Source organism: Escherichia albertii NBRC 107761 = DSM 17582, assembly GCF_000759775.1.
GTDB lineage: Bacteria > Pseudomonadota > Gammaproteobacteria > Enterobacterales > Enterobacteriaceae > Escherichia > Escherichia albertii.
This window is the reverse complement of record NZ_BBMY01000110.1, coordinates 1-17,339: the sequence shown is the minus strand read 5'-3', so window position 1 is coordinate 17,339 and position 17,339 is coordinate 1. Positions and strand designations below refer to the sequence as shown.

At 50.8% G+C, this 17,339-nt stretch carries 14 protein-coding genes and 1 pseudogene; 7 read left to right on the top strand and 8 right to left on the bottom strand.

The window, feature by feature from the left end; translation table 11 throughout:
* From EA14781_RS25815 to bolA, 8 genes and pseudogenes are all read right to left on the bottom strand, one after another.
* A pseudogene (locus EA14781_RS25815) lies at positions 1–141 on the bottom strand (hypothetical protein); the annotation flags it as partial.
* A gap of 150 nt (positions 142–291) precedes the next feature.
* Positions 292–2,163, bottom strand: coding sequence for a peptidylprolyl isomerase (gene ppiD, locus EA14781_RS17215; protein WP_000969410.1), 1,872 nt, complete (start codon positions 2,161–2,163; stop codon positions 292–294).
* Between the two features lie 191 nt (positions 2,164–2,354).
* Complete coding sequence (gene hupB / locus EA14781_RS17210) at positions 2,355–2,645, bottom strand: nucleoid-associated protein HU-beta (RefSeq protein WP_254892905.1); 291 nt, start codon at positions 2,643–2,645, stop codon at positions 2,355–2,357.
* Positions 2,646–2,835: 190 nt separating this feature from the next.
* Positions 2,836–5,190, bottom strand: a complete 2,355-nt coding sequence (gene lon / locus EA14781_RS17205) for an endopeptidase La (RefSeq protein ID WP_002430252.1) — start codon at positions 5,188–5,190, stop codon at positions 2,836–2,838.
* 187 nt (positions 5,191–5,377) lie between these two features.
* Positions 5,378–6,652, bottom strand: coding sequence for an ATP-dependent protease ATP-binding subunit ClpX (clpX, locus tag EA14781_RS17200; RefSeq protein ID WP_000130308.1), 1,275 nt, complete (start codon positions 6,650–6,652; stop codon positions 5,378–5,380).
* A gap of 125 nt (positions 6,653–6,777) precedes the next feature.
* The gene (gene clpP / locus EA14781_RS17195; RefSeq protein WP_000122258.1) at positions 6,778–7,401 is read right to left on the bottom strand and encodes an ATP-dependent Clp endopeptidase proteolytic subunit ClpP; all 624 of its coding nucleotides are present in this window, start codon (positions 7,399–7,401) and stop codon (positions 6,778–6,780) included.
* A gap of 245 nt (positions 7,402–7,646) precedes the next feature.
* Positions 7,647–8,945, bottom strand: coding sequence for a trigger factor (tig, locus tag EA14781_RS17190; protein WP_001198396.1), 1,299 nt, complete (start codon positions 8,943–8,945; stop codon positions 7,647–7,649).
* A gap of 342 nt (positions 8,946–9,287) precedes the next feature.
* Complete coding sequence (gene bolA / locus EA14781_RS17180; RefSeq protein ID WP_000973459.1) at positions 9,288–9,605, bottom strand: transcriptional regulator BolA; 318 nt, start codon at positions 9,603–9,605, stop codon at positions 9,288–9,290.
* A gap of 304 nt (positions 9,606–9,909) precedes the next feature.
* Between bolA and EA14781_RS17175 the strand changes: the two genes are divergently transcribed.
* The 7 genes from EA14781_RS17175 to cyoE all read left to right on the top strand — a co-directional run bounded on the left by EA14781_RS17175 (position 9,910) and on the right by cyoE (position 17,263).
* Positions 9,910–10,488 carry a lipoprotein gene (locus tag EA14781_RS17175; RefSeq protein WP_002430253.1) on the top strand — a complete coding sequence of 193 codons (579 nt, stop codon included), beginning with the start codon at positions 9,910–9,912 and terminating at the stop codon, positions 10,486–10,488.
* A 43-nt stretch (positions 10,489–10,531) separates the two neighbouring features.
* The gene (gene ampG, locus EA14781_RS17170) at positions 10,532–12,007 is read left to right on the top strand and encodes a muropeptide MFS transporter AmpG (RefSeq protein ID WP_000098487.1); all 1,476 of its coding nucleotides are present in this window, start codon (positions 10,532–10,534) and stop codon (positions 12,005–12,007) included.
* A gap of 460 nt (positions 12,008–12,467) precedes the next feature.
* Positions 12,468–13,415 carry a cytochrome o ubiquinol oxidase subunit II gene (gene cyoA / locus EA14781_RS17165; RefSeq protein ID WP_001239445.1) on the top strand — a complete coding sequence of 316 codons (948 nt, stop codon included), beginning with the start codon at positions 12,468–12,470 and terminating at the stop codon, positions 13,413–13,415.
* A 21-nt stretch (positions 13,416–13,436) separates the two neighbouring features.
* Positions 13,437–15,428, top strand: a complete 1,992-nt coding sequence (gene cyoB, locus EA14781_RS17160) for a cytochrome o ubiquinol oxidase subunit I (protein WP_000467152.1) — start codon at positions 13,437–13,439, stop codon at positions 15,426–15,428.
* Entirely contained in the window at positions 15,418–16,032 is a 615-nt protein-coding gene (locus EA14781_RS17155; protein WP_000179823.1) for a cytochrome o ubiquinol oxidase subunit III, read from the top strand. The genes cyoB and EA14781_RS17155 overlap by 11 nt, the downstream gene beginning before the upstream one ends.
* Positions 16,032–16,361, top strand: a complete 330-nt coding sequence (locus EA14781_RS17150) for a cytochrome o ubiquinol oxidase subunit IV (protein ID WP_000019795.1) — start codon at positions 16,032–16,034, stop codon at positions 16,359–16,361. Before EA14781_RS17155 ends, EA14781_RS17150 begins: the two co-directional genes overlap by 1 nt.
* 11 nt (positions 16,362–16,372) lie before the next feature.
* Positions 16,373–17,263: a heme o synthase gene (gene cyoE / locus EA14781_RS17145; protein ID WP_000971343.1), complete on the top strand. Its 891-nt coding sequence runs from the start codon at positions 16,373–16,375 to the stop codon at positions 17,261–17,263.
* Positions 17,264–17,339: the final 76 nt, after the last annotated feature.

The following is a 17,339-nucleotide window of genomic DNA, read 5'->3' as shown; positions in this document are numbered from 1 at the left end:
ATTTTGGGCCGTAGCAGGCGCATCTGCTTTGGTTTCTACCGCCGAACTTTTCACCGCAGGAGCTGCCGCCAGTGCACTATGAGACATTCCGGCACAGGCCAGGGAAAGGGTAATGAGCAGAGCTTTGATTCCGTGTTTCATACTGTTTTCTCCTTGTTTGTTAACAGTGGAATCACCTTAACGGGAGTGAAAACAGGAAACAAATGGCAATGTTCAGAAATGGAAAAGGCCGCGAAAGCGACCTTTTCTTGTTACAGTTGCAACGCATTTTTTTGCGAGGCGTCTTCAGGATTATTGCTGTTCCAGCGCATCGCCAATTTTGATTTTCGCCTCTTTGCGCAGGTTACTCATCAGCGCTTCAAAGACGATTTGTGCGTTGTTCTGGGTGATCCCCTGCACCATCGCTTTTTTCTGCTCTTCCGGCATTGAGCCTTGTTTCACTTCATCCAGCGCCAGAAGAACGACATTGCCTTGCATATCGGTCGCCATACCATAGCTCGGTTTGTCCTGAGTTGGCAGAGGCAGAGCAAACGCCGCCTGACTAATCGGGTCCTGACCAGAACGGTTTAAGGTTTTCGGCTCGCCAAATTTCAGAGCTGCCGCCTGCATAGCTTCCGCACCTTTGCCTGCTTTCAGCTCAACCAGCAGTTTTTCAGCATCCAGTTTCGCCTGCTGTTCCGCTTTATTGTGCTGAACCATCGCCTTAACCTGTTCCTGAACATCTGCCAACGGTTTAACCGTTTCCGGTTTGTGTTCGCTGATACGCAGGACGAACGCGCGATCGCCGTCTACAGTGATGATGTCAGAGTTGATACCCGGAGCGCCGTTTTCACCAACCAGACCACCGTTGAAGATCGCGTCCGCAACGGGTTTAAAGTTTAACTCTTCCGGCAGATTATCCTTGCTAAACCAACCCGTTTGCGTCGCTTTCACGCCCGCCGCCTGTTCTGCGCCAGCCAGAGATTCGGTGTCATTGCTCGCCGCATCGCTGACTTTCTGTTGCAGCGCATAGTAAGCATCCAGGGCTTTTTCGTGTTTCACTTTTGCCGCGATGTCATCACGCACTTCGTCTAATGACTTCACTTTCGCTGGCTGAACGTCATCCAGACGCACAATCAAGAAACCCACCGAGGATTTGATAACGCCAGAAAGTTGTCCTTTTTCTTTCAGGCCGGCATTTTTCAGCTCGTCCGGGACAGTGGCATCTTCTAACCACCCCATATCGCCGCCATTACGGGCAGAGATAATATCGGCTGATTTCTCTTTCGCCAGGGCAGCAAAATCACCTCCTTTATTCAGCTCAGCAAGTACAGCTTTCGCTTCATCTTCAGTTTTAGTCTGGATGATGCTGTAGCGCATACGCTGTGGCTGAGTGAACTGCTCCTGATGTTGATCGTAGTAGCTCTGGATATCCGCATCGCTAACCGGTTGCTGCATCGTCGCAGCGTCCAGCTTGATATAGCTCACGCGGAATTGTTCCGGCGTCATGAAATTGTTTTTGTTTTGCTCGTAATAGCTGGCGATTTCCTGTTCGGTCACTGCCTGCTTAGCCGCCAGCGCGTTAACATCAATAGTTGCTTCACGCACTACGCGTTGTTGAGCGACCAGCGCTGCCAGTTCATCGGTTTCACCTTTCAGCATAAAGTCGGTGCCGGCAACGCCGTTAATCAGCTGTTGAGTTGTCAGCTGATTGCGTAATGCTTGCGCGTATTGATCGGCGCTCATCCCCATTTGGTTGAGGATGCTGTTATAGCGGCTGTTATCGAATTTGCCGTCAACCTGGAAAGCTGGGGTTGCGAAAATAGCCTGTTTAACCTGCTCATCGCTGATACCCAGTTTCAGTTCGCGGGCGTACTGATCCAGCAGCGCCTCGTCGATCAGACGATTCAGCACCTGCTGACGCAACGTTTTCATGTAACCTTCGTTCGCCGCCAGTTCAGAGTATCGGTCGCCCAGTTGTTGCTGCATGCGATTACGCTCGCTATTAAAAGCGTTCTCGAACTGACCACGGCTGATTTCCTGGTCATTCACTTTTGCGGCGTAGTTATTGCCTCCGCCAATCAGGTAACCACTCACGCCGGTCAAAATAAACGACACGATAATGATACCGAAAATAATCTTGAGCACGAGACTGTTTGCAGCCGTGCGTAAGCTGTCCATCATGGTGTAACAACACTCCGCTGTAGGTGACTGTATACCTCACGCAGCGTATCGCTGCGCGCAAAGGCCTATTGTGACAAGAAACGGGGGCAATTGTCAGCCCACAACACGCAGAAAGTCACGGAATACAAATAAAAAAGGCACATCAGTAGATGCGCCCTTGAACTTCGTCACATCCCCTCAGGGGACAACGCTTAGTTTACCGCGTCTTTCAGTGCCTTGCCTGCACGGAAGCTCGGTACTTTAGCGGCAGCAATGGTGATCTCTTTACCGGTCTGCGGGTTGCGGCCAGTACGGGCAGCACGCTCTTTAACGGCAAAAGTACCAAAACCTACCAGCGCTACATCATCCCCTTCTTTCAGAGATTCCGTTACGGAAGCAATAATAGCGTCTAACGCACGGCCAGCCGCAGCTTTAGAGATATCAGCTCCTGCAGCAATCTTGTCGATCAATTGAGATTTATTCACTCTTCTCTTCCTCTTTATAATTTATATCGCACTTGAATCCTTCAAGATACGAACGCGCAGCAGTTATATCAGGCCCGCCATCCCCTTACAACACCCCTTACTAAGGGCAAGCCTAATCCGCCCTCTAAGTTAACGAGACAAAAAAAGGCTGGCAAGTCCGAATTGGCCTGCCAGCCCTGTTTTTATTAGTGCATTTTGCGCGAGGTCACTATTTTGCGGTTACAACCTGCATACCAGAGGGTTCATTTTGCAGCGCAAGAGTCAGAACTTCCTCAATACGCTTCACCGGATGAATATCCAGATCGGCAATGACATTCTCCGGGATCTCTTCCAGATCGCGTTTGTTTTCGAACGGAATTAAGACTGTTTTAATTCCGCCGCGATGCGCTGCCAGCAGTTTTTCTTTCAAACCGCCGATAGGCAACACCTGACCACGCAGAGTGATCTCCCCCGTCATCGCCACATCGGCGCGAACCGGGTTGCCCGTCAGGCAAGAAACCAGTGCGGTGCACATCGCGATACCAGCACTCGGACCATCTTTTGGCGTCGCACCTTCCGGCACATGCACGTGGATATCGCGTTTTTCGTAAAAATCAGGGTTAATACCCAGTTTTTCTGCACGCGCGCGAACCACAGTTAACGCCGCCTGAATGGACTCCTGCATCACTTCACCCAATGAACCGGTATAGGTCAGTTTGCCTTTACCTGGGACACATGCAGTTTCAATGGTCAGCAAGTCGCCACCCACTTCTGTCCACGCCAGCCCCGTAACCTGACCAACGCGGTTTTCGTTATCCGCGCGACCATAGTCGAAACGCTGTACGCCAAGATAGTCGTGCAGATTATCGCCGTTAATTTCGATATGTTTTAGTGACTTATCGAGCAGTAACTGCTTAACAGCTTTACGACACAGTTTGGAGATTTCACGCTCCAGACCACGCACGCCAGCCTCACGCGTGTAGTAACGGATAATGCCAATAATGGCGCTATCATCGACAGTCAACTCGCCTTTTTTCAACGCATTACGCTCAATCTGCTTCGGCAGCAGGTGACGTTTAGCGATGTTCAGTTTTTCATCTTCGGTATAACCAGAAAGGCGAATCACTTCCATACGATCCAGCAGCGGCGCCGGAATGTTCATGGAGTTCGACGTCGCCACAAACATCACATCGCTAAGGTCGTAATCCACTTCCAGATAGTGGTCGCTGAACGCCACGTTCTGTTCTGGATCCAGCACTTCAAGCAGTGCGGAAGCCGGATCGCCACGCATATCCGAAGACATTTTGTCGATCTCATCCAGCAGGAACAGCGGGTTTTTCACGCCCACTTTCGCCATTTTCTGGATTAGTTTACCCGGCATAGAACCGATGTAAGTACGACGGTGACCACGAATTTCCGCTTCATCGCGCACACCGCCCAACGCCATACGGACATATTTACGTCCGGTCGCTTTCGCAATGGACTGTCCCAGAGACGTTTTACCTACCCCCGGCGGCCCAACCAGACAGAGAATCGGCCCCTTGATTTTGTTGACACGGCTTTGAACCGCGAGATATTCAAGGATGCGATCTTTCACGCGCTCCAGACCATAATGGTCGGTATCAAGGATTTCTTGCGCCTGACGCAGGTCTTTTTTGACCTTGCTACGCGCATTCCACGGCACCTGAACCATCCAGTCGATATAACCGCGCACCACGGTCGCTTCTGCCGACATCGGAGACATCATTTTCAGCTTCTGCAGCTCTGCTTCCGCTTTCTCTTTCGCCTCTTTCGGCATTTTCGCCGCGTCGATTTTGCGCTTCAGGGCTTCGTTTTCGTCCGGCGCGTCGTCCATTTCGCCGAGTTCTTTCTGAATCGCTTTCATTTGCTCATTCAGATAGTACTCACGCTGGGATTTCTCCATCTGCTTTTTAACGCGGTTGCGAATGCGCTTCTCAACCTGCAGCAGATCGATTTCCGATTCCATCATCGCCATCAGATATTCCAGACGCTCATTCACGTCGGACATCTCAAGAACGGACTGCTTGTCAGCCAGTTTCAGCGGCATATGCGCGGCAATGGTATCCGCCAGGCGCGCCGGGTCGTCGATGCTGTTCAGCGACGTCAGCACTTCGGGTGGAATTTTTTTGTTCAGCTTGATGTAACCTTCGAACTGGCTGATTGCGGTACGCACCAGCACTTCCTGTTCCCGCTCATCAATGGTCGGTGACTCCAGATACTCCGCCTTCGCAGAAAAATGTTCGCCATTATCAGAGAGCGCAGAAATACGCGCGCGCTGTAACCCCTCGACCAGCACTTTGACGGTGCCGTCAGGCAGTTTCAGCATCTGCAATATAGAGGCCACGGTCCCGACGGTGAAAAGATCGTTTACACCCGGCTCATCCGTTGAGGCTTCTTTCTGCGCGACCAGCATAATTTTCTTATCATGGTCCATCGCCGCTTCCAGACAACGGATAGATTTTTCCCGTCCGACAAATAAGGGGATGACCATGTGCGGATAAACCACCACATCGCGCAGCGGCAATACGGGGATTTCAATGCGTTCAGAACGCTCAGGATTCATAGAGCTCTCTCTTAGTTTAATGTCCGCCAGGTAATCAGATGACACGACTGTGCTTCACGCCATCTATTAACATGTACGTCAGTATATGGGGATGTTTCCCCCACATTCAACGCTGAGAATAGAGGAAAAATGAAAGGGGGGATAAAATCCCCCCTTTTTAGTTAACTAATTGTATGAATGTGGTTAATTATTCACCAGAAGCCTGCTGTGCTTCTGGCTTGCCATAAATCAGCAACGGTTTGCTCTGGCCTTCAATCACTGACTCATCGATTACCACTTTTTCGACATCTTCCATGGACGGCAGATCGTACATGGTATCGAGTAGCGCCGCTTCAACGATGGAACGCAGACCACGAGCACCGGTTTTACGCGCCATCGCTTTCCTGGCGATAGCATCCAGTGCCTCGTCACGGAACTCCAGCTCCACGCCTTCGAGATTAAACAGCGCCTGATATTGCTTGGTCAGGGCGTTTTTCGGCTCTTTAAGGATCTGAATCAGGGCTTCTTCGCTCAGTTCATTCAGCGTTGCTACAACTGGCAGACGACCGATGAACTCAGGGATCAGACCAAACTTGATCAGATCTTCCGGTTCAACCTGCGCCAGCAGCTCGCCTTCGCTTGCTTTATCAGACTTCGCTTTTACCGTCGCGCCAAAACCAATGCCGGAGCCGGTTTCTACACGATGGGAAATCACTTTATCCAGACCAGCAAACGCGCCGCCGCAGATAAACAGGATCTTAGAGGTATCAACCTGCAAGAACTCCTGCTGCGGATGTTTACGCCCACCTTGCGGTGGAACGGCGGCAACCGTGCCTTCGATCAGTTTCAACAGTGCCTGCTGTACGCCTTCACCGGAAACGTCACGGGTAATAGATGGGTTGTCTGACTTACGAGAAATTTTGTCGATTTCATCGATGTAGACAATCCCGCGCTGCGCTTTCTGTACGTCGTAATCGCACTTTTGCAACAGCTTCTGAATAATGTTTTCAACGTCTTCGCCCACATAACCGGCTTCGGTCAGGGTAGTCGCGTCGGCCATGGTGAACGGGACGTCCAGCAGGCGCGCCAGCGTTTCGGCCAGCAGCGTTTTACCGGAGCCGGTCGGGCCAATCAGCAGAATGTTACTTTTGCCCAACTCGACGCCATTGCTGGTATCGCCGTTGCGCAGACGTTTGTAGTGGTTGTATACCGCGACCGCCAGCACTTTTTTCGCCTGTTCCTGCCCGATAACGTAATCGTCCAGGTGGTTGCGAATTTCATGTGGCGTCGGCAGCGCACTGCGTTCACGATGCGGTGCTACTTCTTTAATCTCTTCGCGAATGATGTCGTTACATAAATCGACACATTCGTCGCAGATATACACGGATGGTCCGGCAATCAGCTTGCGCACTTCATGCTGGCTTTTGCCGCAAAAAGAGCAATACAGCAATTTGCCTGAGCCATCTTTGCGTTTATCTGTCATGGGTCAAAACCTCTTCTTTGTTCTTTGTGCCGCACACGACGACGCAAATGCCATTCTCAGGCGCAAGCCGCTTACAGCGTTGTGCCGCTCTGGGTAAGTATAGCGGTACAGTTGCGCCTCTGGCATCAATTACGATGGGTCAGAATCGAATCGACCAGACCGTATTCCACCGCTTCAGGTGCGGACAGGAAGCGATCGCGCTCGGTGTCTCGTTCAATCTGTTCTAATGATTGACCCGTATGGAGCGCCATAAGTTCATTCATACGCCCTTTAACTTTCAGAATTTCACGGGCATGAATTTCGATATCGGTCGCCTGACCCTGATAGCCTCCCAACGGCTGGTGGATCATCACGCGCGAATTCGGCAGGCAGAAACGTTTACCTTTTGCCCCGGCTGTCAGCAGGAATGCGCCCATTGAGGCCGCCTGGCCCATACAGATAGTGCTGACATCAGGCTTGATAAACTGCATGGTGTCATAGATAGACATCCCGGCAGTGATTACCCCGCCAGGGGAGTTAATGTACAGATAGATATCTTTTTCCGGGTTTTCCGCTTCCAGGAACAGCATCTGCGCCACAATCAGGTTTGCCATGTGATCTTCAACCTGGCCGGTCAGAAAAATGACGCGTTCCTTAAGTAGACGAGAATAGATATCAAAAGAGCGCTCGCCGCGTGAGGTCTGTTCAATGACCATCGGCACCAGCGCCATATGGGGTGCTAAGTTATCTCGTTCGCCGCTGTATGACATTTCCGTCTCCTGGATAAAATTGAAAAAACCTGCTGTACCGATTGTAACCTTATGGACGGATTATCAGCTAGTCCCTGTGTTATGGGTACGGCATCACCATATTTCAAGCATAACAATCTTTTGTTGTAACGCTAACACCGAAACGCGGTTTTCGCACGGTCCCATGCAATATTCATGACAAAAAAAAGCCCACCACCTGGCGGTGACGGGCCTTTGTGCGAATTTAGCGCTTTACGCTGCGTAAATTACGCCTGCTGGTTCATCAGTTCGTTGAAAGTGGTTTCTTTTTCAGTCACTTTCGCTTTCGCCAGAATCGCTTCAACAGCCTGTTCTTCCAGAGCGACGTTACGCATATTGTCCATCAGCTCTTTATTTTTGCTGTAGAACTCAATAACTTCTTTCGGATCTTCATACGCAGAAGCCATCTCTTCGATCAGGCCTTTCACACGCTCTTCGTCAGCTTTCAGCTCGTTGGTGCGGATAACTTCGCCCAGCAGCAGGCCAACTACAACACGACGTTTAGCCTGTTCTTCAAACAGTTCACGCGGCAGTTCCAGAGCTTGTTTCTCGTTGCCGCCGAAACGCTGTGCAGCCTGACGACGCAGAACGTCGATTTCGCTGTCGATCAGCGCAGCCGGAACGTCGATGTCGTTAGCTTTTACCAGACCTTCAATCGCCTGGGACTTAACGCGATTGCGAATTGCGCTCTTCAGCTCGCGTTCCATGTTTTTACGCACTTCAGCACGCAAACCTTCTACGGAACCATCTTCAACGCCGAAACGTTTGATGAATTCAGCAGTCAGCTCCGGCAGCTCACGCTCTTCAACTTTCTTCAGGTTGATAGCAAATTTCGCTGCCTTACCTTTCAGGTTTTCTGCGTGGTACTCTTCCGGGAAGGTCACATCGATAGTGAACTCTTCGCCAGCTTTGTGGCCCTTGATACCGTCTTCAAAGCCCGGGATCATGCGGCCCTGCCCCATCGCCAGTACGAAGTCAGTCGCTTTACCGCCTTCGAACTCTTCACCGTCTACAGAACCGGTGAAATCGATGGTAACGCGGTCTTCTGCGTCAGCAGCGCCGTCTTTTTCTTTCCAGGTAGCCTGCTGTTTACGCAGAGTATCCAGCATGCCGTCAACGTCAGCGTCGGTCACTTCAACGATCGGTTTTTCAACTTCGATCGCTTCCAGACCCTGCAGTTCAACTTCCGGATAGACTTCAAATTCTACAGAGTAGGTGAAGTCTTCACCCGGCTTGTATTCGCCCGGAACATAGGTCGGTGCGCCAGCCGGATTGATTTTTTCTTTAATGATGGCGTCAATGAAGTTACGGCTCATCAGGTCGCCCAGAACGTCCTGGCGTACAGACGCGCCATAACGCTGAGCAACGATATTCATTGGCACTTTGCCTTTGCGGAAGCCGTCAATACGTACTTTTTTCGCAACGTTGACCAGCTCGCTTTTAACAGCGGTCTCGATGCTGTCAGCAGCGATAGTAATCGTTACACGGCGGCCAAGGCCTTGAGTGGTTTCAACTGAAACTTGCATCTTGTTACCTCAAAAAATCACAGTGCTCGGTCAACTCTTACCCCGCAAGCACAGGTTGTTGGCTTCGCGGAACCGGGATGTTCTTATAATCAATCACATTCCCTGTTACCAGAATCATCCCGAAACATTCAAATAAGACGCGGCATTATAGCGGCATCACTTATATGAGTCGAGAACGGTTATTGCGCGCTGCCGCGTATTTTTTCACAATTCCCGGGCAATTTTCGTCTGAATGCCGGGCAAAAAGCACAAAATCCAGACAAAACAAAACGGCCCGCAGGCCGTTTTTCATAAAATCTCTAGCAACATACTGGAAAAGCGCTGACTGTTGCAAATGCGTTTTTAGGCGATGCTTCCAGCTCCACGACAGGGAGGAGAGGCAAAGATCGTATCCTGCAGCCCCTCCCACTCCTTAATGGTATAAGTATGCAAAGCCAGCGCATGAACGGTAGTAGAGAGTTCTTCCGCTAACGTACTGTAAATCATTCGATGACGATTAAGAAAACGTTCACCCGTAAAACGATCGCTGACCAGCACAACTTTAAAATGGCTTTCAGAGCCGGCCGGGACATTGTGACGATAGCTTTCATCCACAACTTCGAGGAATACGGGTTGGAACGCCGTCCTTAATTTTTCTTCTATCCGCTCACGTATCATCATGAAATATCTCCTCCGACAACGCTGAGATGTCACCCATCCCTTTAAATACTAGCCGCTTTTACCGTTTCCATTACAGCTTAACAACAAATATTTAGCGTTCACCCCGTTTTTTCCGTCAAGCGTATGAAGTTTACTGGTTTAAAGATCGATTCACGGGCTTCGCGTCGGTGTTTCTTTTGCTCAAGGCGATTATTTCGTCAACATGATGAATTTACATGCCTCACCCACTTCCCCTCGTCGTTGGCAATGTTATGATGGCGGGAATTTTTACCAAACACGCTTACAAGTCTCTGAGAGCCAGAACATGTTTAAAAAAATCCTCTTCCCGTTAGTTGCCCTGTTTATGCTTGCGGGGTGCGCAACGCCGCCAACGACTATCGATGTCTCCCCGACAATGACGCTGCCACAACAAGATCCAAGTTTGATGGGCGTCACCGTGAGCATTAACGGCGCTGACCAGCGTGCCGATCAGGCGCTGGCGAAAGTCACCCGCAACAACCAGATTGTTACCCTGACCGCTTCCCGCGATCTGCGTTTCCTGCTGCAAGAAGTGCTGGAAAAACAAATGACCGCGCGTGGTTATATGGTCGGCCCAAATGGTCCGGTTAATCTGCAAATCATCGTTAACCAACTGTACGCAGACGTTTCCCAGGGCAATGTGCGTTACAACATTGCTACCAAAGCGGATATCGCCATCATCGCCACTGCGCAAAATGGCAACAAGATGACCAAAAACTATCGTGCCAGCTACAACGTTGAAGGCGCTTTCCAGGCCTCCAACAAAAACATTGCCGATGCGGTTAACAGTGTGCTGACCGACACCATCGCTGATATGTCTCAGGACACCAGCATTCACGAATTCATCAAGCAGAACGCACGTTAATTTCTGCCTTCTGGCCCGGCGTAAACCGGGCCTGTAGATGCCCATGTCCAGTCAATATTTACGTATTTTCCAACAGCCGCGTTCAGCCATTTTGCTGATCCTGGGTTTTGCTTCCGGGCTCCCCCTCGCCCTGACATCCGGCACGTTACAGGCGTGGATGACGGTCGAGAATATCGATCTTAAAACTATTGGTTTCTTCTCTCTGGTGGGCCAGGCTTACGTATTTAAATTCCTCTGGTCGCCGTTAATGGATCGCTATACCCCGCCATTTCTCGGTCGGCGACGCGGTTGGCTGCTCGCTACGCAAACGCTGTTATTACTGGCGATTGCGGCAATGGGGTTTCTTGAACCGGGTACGCAACTACGCTGGATGGCTGCGCTGGCGGTGGTTATCGCTTTTTGCTCCGCTTCTCAGGATATCGTCTTTGATGCCTGGAAAACGGATGTACTTCCAGCGGAAGAACGCGGCGCAGGAGCGGCAATCAGCGTACTGGGTTACCGTCTGGGGATGCTGGTTTCTGGCGGTCTGGCTTTATGGCTGGCGGATAAATGGCTGGGCTGGCAAGGCATGTATTGGTTGATGGCGGCCCTGTTGATCCCTTGTATTATCGCGACATTGCTTGCACCGGAACCAACCGACACCATTCCCGTACCGAAAACACTGGAGCAAGCCGTTGTTGCGCCTCTGCGTGATTTCTTTGGTCGCAATAACGCCTGGTTGATTCTGCTTTTAATCGTACTGTACAAACTGGGTGATGCTTTCGCCATGAGCCTGACAACCACCTTTTTAATTCGCGGCGTCGGGTTTGATGCTGGTGAAGTGGGTGTGGTTAACAAAACGCTCGGTTTACTGGCGACCATTGTTGGTGCTTTGTACGGCGGTATTTTGATGCAGCGCCTTTCGCTGTTCCGTGCGCTACTGATTTTCGGTATTTTACAGGGCGCGTCCAACGCTGGTTACTGGCTGCTTTCCATCACTGATAAGCATCTCTACAGTATGGGCGCGGCCGTCTTTTTCGAAAACCTGTGCGGCGGGATGGGAACATCGGCGTTTGTGGCCCTGTTAATGACTCTGTGTAATAAGTCATTTTCCGCTACTCAGTTCGCCCTGCTCTCAGCACTCTCTGCCGTAGGTCGGGTTTATGTAGGCCCCGTGGCAGGCTGGTTTGTTGAAGCTCACGGCTGGTCGACGTTCTATCTGTTCTCTGTCGCAGCCGCCGTCCCCGGACTTATTTTACTGCTGGTTTGCCGCCAGACGCTGGAATATACGCGGCTCAACAACGACTTTATCCCGCGTACCGAATATCCATCAGGTTATGCCTTTGCCACGTGGACCCTGGCGGCGGGCGCCTGCCTGCTGGCTGTGTGGTTACTGTTGTTGACGATGGACGCGCTGGATTTGACCCATTTCTCGTTCCTGCCAGTCCTGTTGGAAGCCGGTGTTTTAGTCGCTCTTGGCGGCATAGTGCTTGGCAGTTTACTGGACTATCTGGCGCTACGTAAAACACACCTGACGTAACCTGTGAATATTATTTAGCTGTAGTAATCACTCCGTGTAATTATTACGGCTAAATAAACATCAGCATCACTTAATAATATTTGTTCTTTTGTGCGGCTTAGCTTTCTGAAATTATTGATCGTATTTATAGGTTCTATTTTTCTTACACGATTCAGCTAATGGTATTCTTTTTTCTCCCCATGTAATTGTCATTTTAATGATAATTAATTGTTAAACGATTGTTTTTATTTAACATTGGTTATACCAATTACCCTTTCTGGTCCCTCCTGTAGTCTCCTTTCGTTATAACGCCCTTTTGCAACAGCTTCTTAAAATCAACACAATATATTTTGCAACATATGCGAGCAAACAACCAAATCAAAGTAACAATAATTTAATCACGTTTACAGAGATGTAACCTTCCCGTAAAATGCCCACACACTTTAAACGCCACCAGATCCCGTGGAATTGAGGTCGTTAAATGAGACTCAGGAAATACAATAAAAGTTTGGGATGGTTGTCATTATTTGCAGGCACTGTATTGCTCAGTGGTTGTAATTCTGCGCTGTTAGATCCCAAAGGACAGATTGGTATGGAACAACGTTCACTGATACTGACGGCATTTGGCCTGATGTTGATTGTCGTTATTCCTGCCATCTTGATGGCTGTTGGTTTCGCCTGGAAGTACCGTGCGAGCAATAAAGATGCGAAGTACAGCCCGAACTGGTCACACTCCAATAAAGTGGAAGCTGTGGTCTGGACGGTGCCTATCTTAATCATCATCTTCCTTGCGGTACTGACCTGGAAAACCACTCACGCTCTTGAGCCAAGCAAACCGCTGGCGCACGACGAGAAGCCAATTACCATCGAAGTGGTTTCCATGGACTGGAAATGGTTCTTCATCTACCCGGAACAAGGCATTGCTACCGTAAATGAAATCGCCTTCCCGGCGAACACTCCGGTGTACTTCAAAGTGACCTCCAACTCCGTGATGAACTCCTTCTTTATTCCACGTCTGGGTAGTCAGATTTATGCCATGGCAGGTATGCAAACTCGCCTGCATCTGATCGCCAACGAGCCTGGTACTTATGACGGTATCTCTGCCAGCTATAGCGGCCAGGGGTTCTCAGGTATGAAGTTCAAGGCTATCGCTACACCGGATCGTGCCGCATTCGAACAATGGGTCGCGAAAGCGAAACAGTCACCAAACACGATGTCTGATATGGCTGCGTTCGAAAAACTGGCTGCACCTAGCGAATACAACCAGGTGGAATATTTCTCCAACGTGAAACCCGATTTGTTTGCCGATGTAATTAACAAGTTTATGGCTCACGGTAAGAGCATGGACATGACCCAGCCAGAAGGTGAGCACAGCGCACACGAAGGTATGGAAGGCATGGACATGAGCCACGCGGAATCCGCCCATTAAAGGGGTTGAGGAAGAATAAAGATGTTCGGAAAATTATCACTTGATGCAGTTCCGTTCCATGAACCTATCATCATGGTTACGATCGCTGGCATTATTTTGGGAGGTCTGGCGCTCGTTGGCCTGATTACTTACTTCGGTAAGTGGACTTACCTGTGGAAAGAGTGGCTGACTTCTGTCGACCATAAGCGCCTTGGGATCATGTATATCATCGTGGCGATTGTCATGTTGCTGCGTGGTTTTGCTGACGCCATTATGATGCGTAGCCAACAGGCGCTGGCCTCAGCGGGCGAAGCTGGCTTCCTGCCGCCGCACCACTATGATCAGGTCTTCACCGCCCACGGCGTGATTATGATCTTCTTCGTGGCAATGCCTTTCGTTATCGGTCTGATGAACCTGGTGGTTCCGCTGCAGATCGGCGCGCGTGACGTTGCGTTCCCGTTCCTCAACAACTTAAGCTTCTGGTTTACCGTTGTTGGCGTGATTCTGGTTAACGTTTCTCTCGGCGTGGGTGAGTTTGCGCAGACCGGTTGGCTGGCCTATCCACCGTTATCGGGAATAGAGTACAGTCCGGGAGTCGGTGTCGATTACTGGATATGGAGTCTCCAGCTATCCGGTATAGGTACGACGCTAACCGGTATCAACTTCTTCGTTACCATTCTGAAGATGCGCGCACCGGGCATGACCATGTTCAAGATGCCGGTATTTACCTGGGCATCACTGTGCGCGAACGTACTGATTATTGCCTCCTTCCCAATTCTGACGGTTACCGTCGCGTTGTTGACCCTGGATCGCTATCTGGGCACCCATTTCTTTACCAACGATATGGGTGGCAACATGATGATGTACATCAACCTGATTTGGGCCTGGGGCCACCCGGAAGTTTACATCCTGATCCTGCCTGTTTTCGGTGTGTTCTCCGAAATTGCGGCAACCTTCTCGCGTAAACGTCTGTTTGGTTATACCTCACTGGTATGGGCAACCGTCTGTATCACCGTGCTGTCGTTCATCGTTTGGTTGCACCACTTCTTTACGATGGGGGCGGGCGCGAACGTAAACGCCTTCTTTGGTATCACCACGATGATTATCGCCATCCCGACCGGGGTGAAGATCTTCAACTGGCTGTTCACCATGTATCAGGGCCGCATCGTATTCCATTCTGCGATGCTGTGGACCATCGGTTTTATCGTCACCTTCTCGGTGGGCGGTATGACTGGCGTGCTGCTGGCAGTACCTGGCGCGGACTTCGTTCTGCATAACAGCCTGTTCCTGATTGCACACTTCCATAACGTTATCATCGGCGGCGTAGTCTTCGGTTGCTTCGCAGGGATGACCTACTGGTGGCCTAAAGCGTTCGGTTTCAAACTGAACGAAACCTGGGGTAAACGCGCGTTCTGGTTCTGGATCATCGGCTTCTTCGTTGCCTTTATGCCGCTGTATGCGTTGGGCTTCATGGGCATGACCCGTCGTTTGAGCCAGCAGATTGACCCGCAGTTCCACACCATGCTGATGATTGCAGCCAGCGGTGCGGTGCTGATTGCGCTGGGTATTCTCTGCCTTGTTATTCAGATGTACGTTTCTATTCGCGACCGCGACCAGAACCGTGACCTGACTGGCGACCCGTGGGGTGGCCGTACGCTGGAGTGGGCAACCTCTTCCCCGCCTCCGTTCTATAACTTTGCCGTTGTGCCGCACGTTCACGAGCGTGATGCATTCTGGGAAATGAAAGAGAAAGGCGAAGCGTACAAAAAGCCTGACCACTATGAAGAAATTCATATGCCGAAAAACAGCGGCGCCGGAATCGTCATTGCGGCTTTCTCCACCATCTTCGGTTTCGCCATGATCTGGCATATCTGGTGGCTGGCGATTATTGGCTTCGCAGGCATGAGCATCACCTGGATCGTGAAAAGCTTCGACGAGGACGTGGATTACTACGTGCCGGTGGCAGAAATCGAAAAACTGGAAAACCAGCATTTCGATGAAATTACTAAGGCAGGGCTGAAAAATGGCAACTGATACTTTGACGCACGCGACTGCCCACGCGCACGAACACGGGCACCACGATGCAGGCGGAACCAAAATCTTCGGATTCTGGATCTACCTGATGAGCGACTGCATTCTGTTCTCTATCTTGTTTGCTACCTATGCCGTTCTGGTGAACGGCACCGCAGGCGGCCCGACAGGTAAGGACATTTTCGAACTGCCGTTCGTTCTGGTTGAAACTTTCTTGCTGTTGTTCAGCTCCATCACCTACGGCATGGCGGCTATCGCCATGTACAAAAACAACAAAAGCCAGGTTATCTCCTGGCTTATGTTGACCTGGTTGTTTGGCGCCGGATTTATCGGGATGGAACTCTATGAATTCCATCACCTGATTGTTAACGGAATGGGCCCGGATCGCAGCGGCTTCCTGTCAGCGTTCTTCGCGCTGGTCGGCACGCACGGTCTGCACGTCACTTCCGGTCTTATCTGGATGGCGGTGCTGATGGTGCAAATCGCCCGTCGCGGCCTGACCGGCACCAACCGTACCCGCATCATGTGCCTGAGTTTGTTCTGGCACTTCCTGGATGTAGTTTGGATCTGCGTGTTTACTGTTGTTTATCTGATGGGGGCGATGTAATGAGTCATTCTAACGCGAGCGGCGGCGCATCCCATGGCAGCGTAAAAACCTACATGACAGGCTTTATCCTGTCGATAATCCTGACGGTAATTCCGTTCTGGATGGTGATGACAGGGGCTGCCTCTCCGGCCGTAATTCTGGGAACCATCCTGGTAATGGCAGTGGTACAGGTTCTGGTGCATCTGGTGTGCTTCCTGCACATGAATACCAAATCAGATGAAGGCTGGAACATGACAGCGTTTGTCTTCACCGTGCTAATCATCGCTATCCTGGTTGTCGGCTCCATCTGGATTATGTGGAACCTCAACTACAACATGATGATGCACTAAGAGCGGCGGTTATGATGTTTAAGCAATACCTGCAAGTAACGAAACCAGGCATCATCTTTGGCAACCTGATCTCGGTGATTGGGGGATTTCTGCTGGCCTCAAAGGGCAGCATTGATTATCCCCTGTTTATCTACACGCTGGTTGGGGTGTCACTGGTTGTGGCGTCGGGTTGTGTGTTTAACAACTACATCGACAGGGATATCGACAGAAAGATGGAAAGGACGAAGAACCGGGTGCTGGTTAAAGGCCTGATCTCTCCTGCTGTCTCGCTGGTGTACGCCACCTTGCTGGGTATTGCTGGCTTTATGCTGCTGTGGTTTGGCGCAAACCCGCTGGCCTGCTGGCTGGGGGTAATGGGCTTTGTGGTTTATGTCGGCGTCTATAGCCTGTACATGAAACGCCACTCGGTCTACGGAACGCTGATCGGTTCTCTCTCCGGCGCAGCGCCGCCGGTGATTGGCTACTGTGCAGTGACCGGTGAGTTCGATAGCGGCGCGGCAATCCTGCTGGCGATTTTCAGCCTGTGGCAAATGCCTCATTCTTACGCCATCGCTATTTTCCGTTTTAAGGATTATCAGGCGGCGAACATTCCGGTACTGCCGGTGGTAAGAGGCATTTCGGTAGCGAAGAACCACATTACGCTGTATATCATCGCTTTTGCCGTTGCTACATTGATGCTCTCGCTGGGCGGTTACGCTGGGTATAAATATCTGGTGGTCGCCGCAGCGGTCAGCGTCTGGTGGTTAGGTATGGCCCTGCGCGGTTATAAAGTTGCTGATGACAGAATCTGGGCGCGCAAACTGTTCGGTTTCTCAATCATCGCCATCACCGCCCTCTCGGTAATGATGTCCGTTGATTTTATGGTGCCGGACTCGCATACGCTGCTGGCGTATATGTGGTAAGCAGCGTAAGTATTAAAGTAAAAAACGCCCTGGACAGTTCATCCATCCGGGGCGTTTTTTATTACGCCTGCGATAA

What these genes read in the sequence shown, in the direction of transcription:
- cyoB (WP_000467152.1), top strand. Translation starts at nt 13,437, where the DNA reads ATGTTCGGAAAATTATCACTTGATGCAGTTCCGTTCCATGAACCTATC.
- EA14781_RS17155 (WP_000179823.1), top strand. Translation starts at nt 15,418, where the DNA reads ATGGCAACTGATACTTTGACGCACGCGACTGCCCACGCGCACGAACAC.
- cyoA (WP_001239445.1), top strand. Translation starts at nt 12,468, where the DNA reads ATGAGACTCAGGAAATACAATAAAAGTTTGGGATGGTTGTCATTATTT.
- tig (WP_001198396.1), bottom strand. Translation starts at nt 8,945, where the DNA reads ATGCAAGTTTCAGTTGAAACCACTCAAGGCCTTGGCCGCCGTGTAACG.
- clpP (WP_000122258.1), bottom strand. Translation starts at nt 7,401, where the DNA reads ATGTCATACAGCGGCGAACGAGATAACTTAGCACCCCATATGGCGCTG.
- lon (WP_002430252.1), bottom strand. Translation starts at nt 5,190, where the DNA reads ATGAATCCTGAGCGTTCTGAACGCATTGAAATCCCCGTATTGCCGCTG.
- EA14781_RS17150 (WP_000019795.1), top strand. Translation starts at nt 16,032, where the DNA reads ATGAGTCATTCTAACGCGAGCGGCGGCGCATCCCATGGCAGCGTAAAA.
- bolA (WP_000973459.1), bottom strand. Translation starts at nt 9,605, where the DNA reads ATGATGATACGTGAGCGGATAGAAGAAAAATTAAGGACGGCGTTCCAA.
- EA14781_RS17175 (WP_002430253.1), top strand. Translation starts at nt 9,910, where the DNA reads ATGTTTAAAAAAATCCTCTTCCCGTTAGTTGCCCTGTTTATGCTTGCG.
- clpX (WP_000130308.1), bottom strand. Translation starts at nt 6,652, where the DNA reads ATGACAGATAAACGCAAAGATGGCTCAGGCAAATTGCTGTATTGCTCT.
- ppiD (WP_000969410.1), bottom strand. Translation starts at nt 2,163, where the DNA reads ATGATGGACAGCTTACGCACGGCTGCAAACAGTCTCGTGCTCAAGATT.
- cyoE (WP_000971343.1), top strand. Translation starts at nt 16,373, where the DNA reads ATGATGTTTAAGCAATACCTGCAAGTAACGAAACCAGGCATCATCTTT.
- ampG (WP_000098487.1), top strand. Translation starts at nt 10,532, where the DNA reads ATGTCCAGTCAATATTTACGTATTTTCCAACAGCCGCGTTCAGCCATT.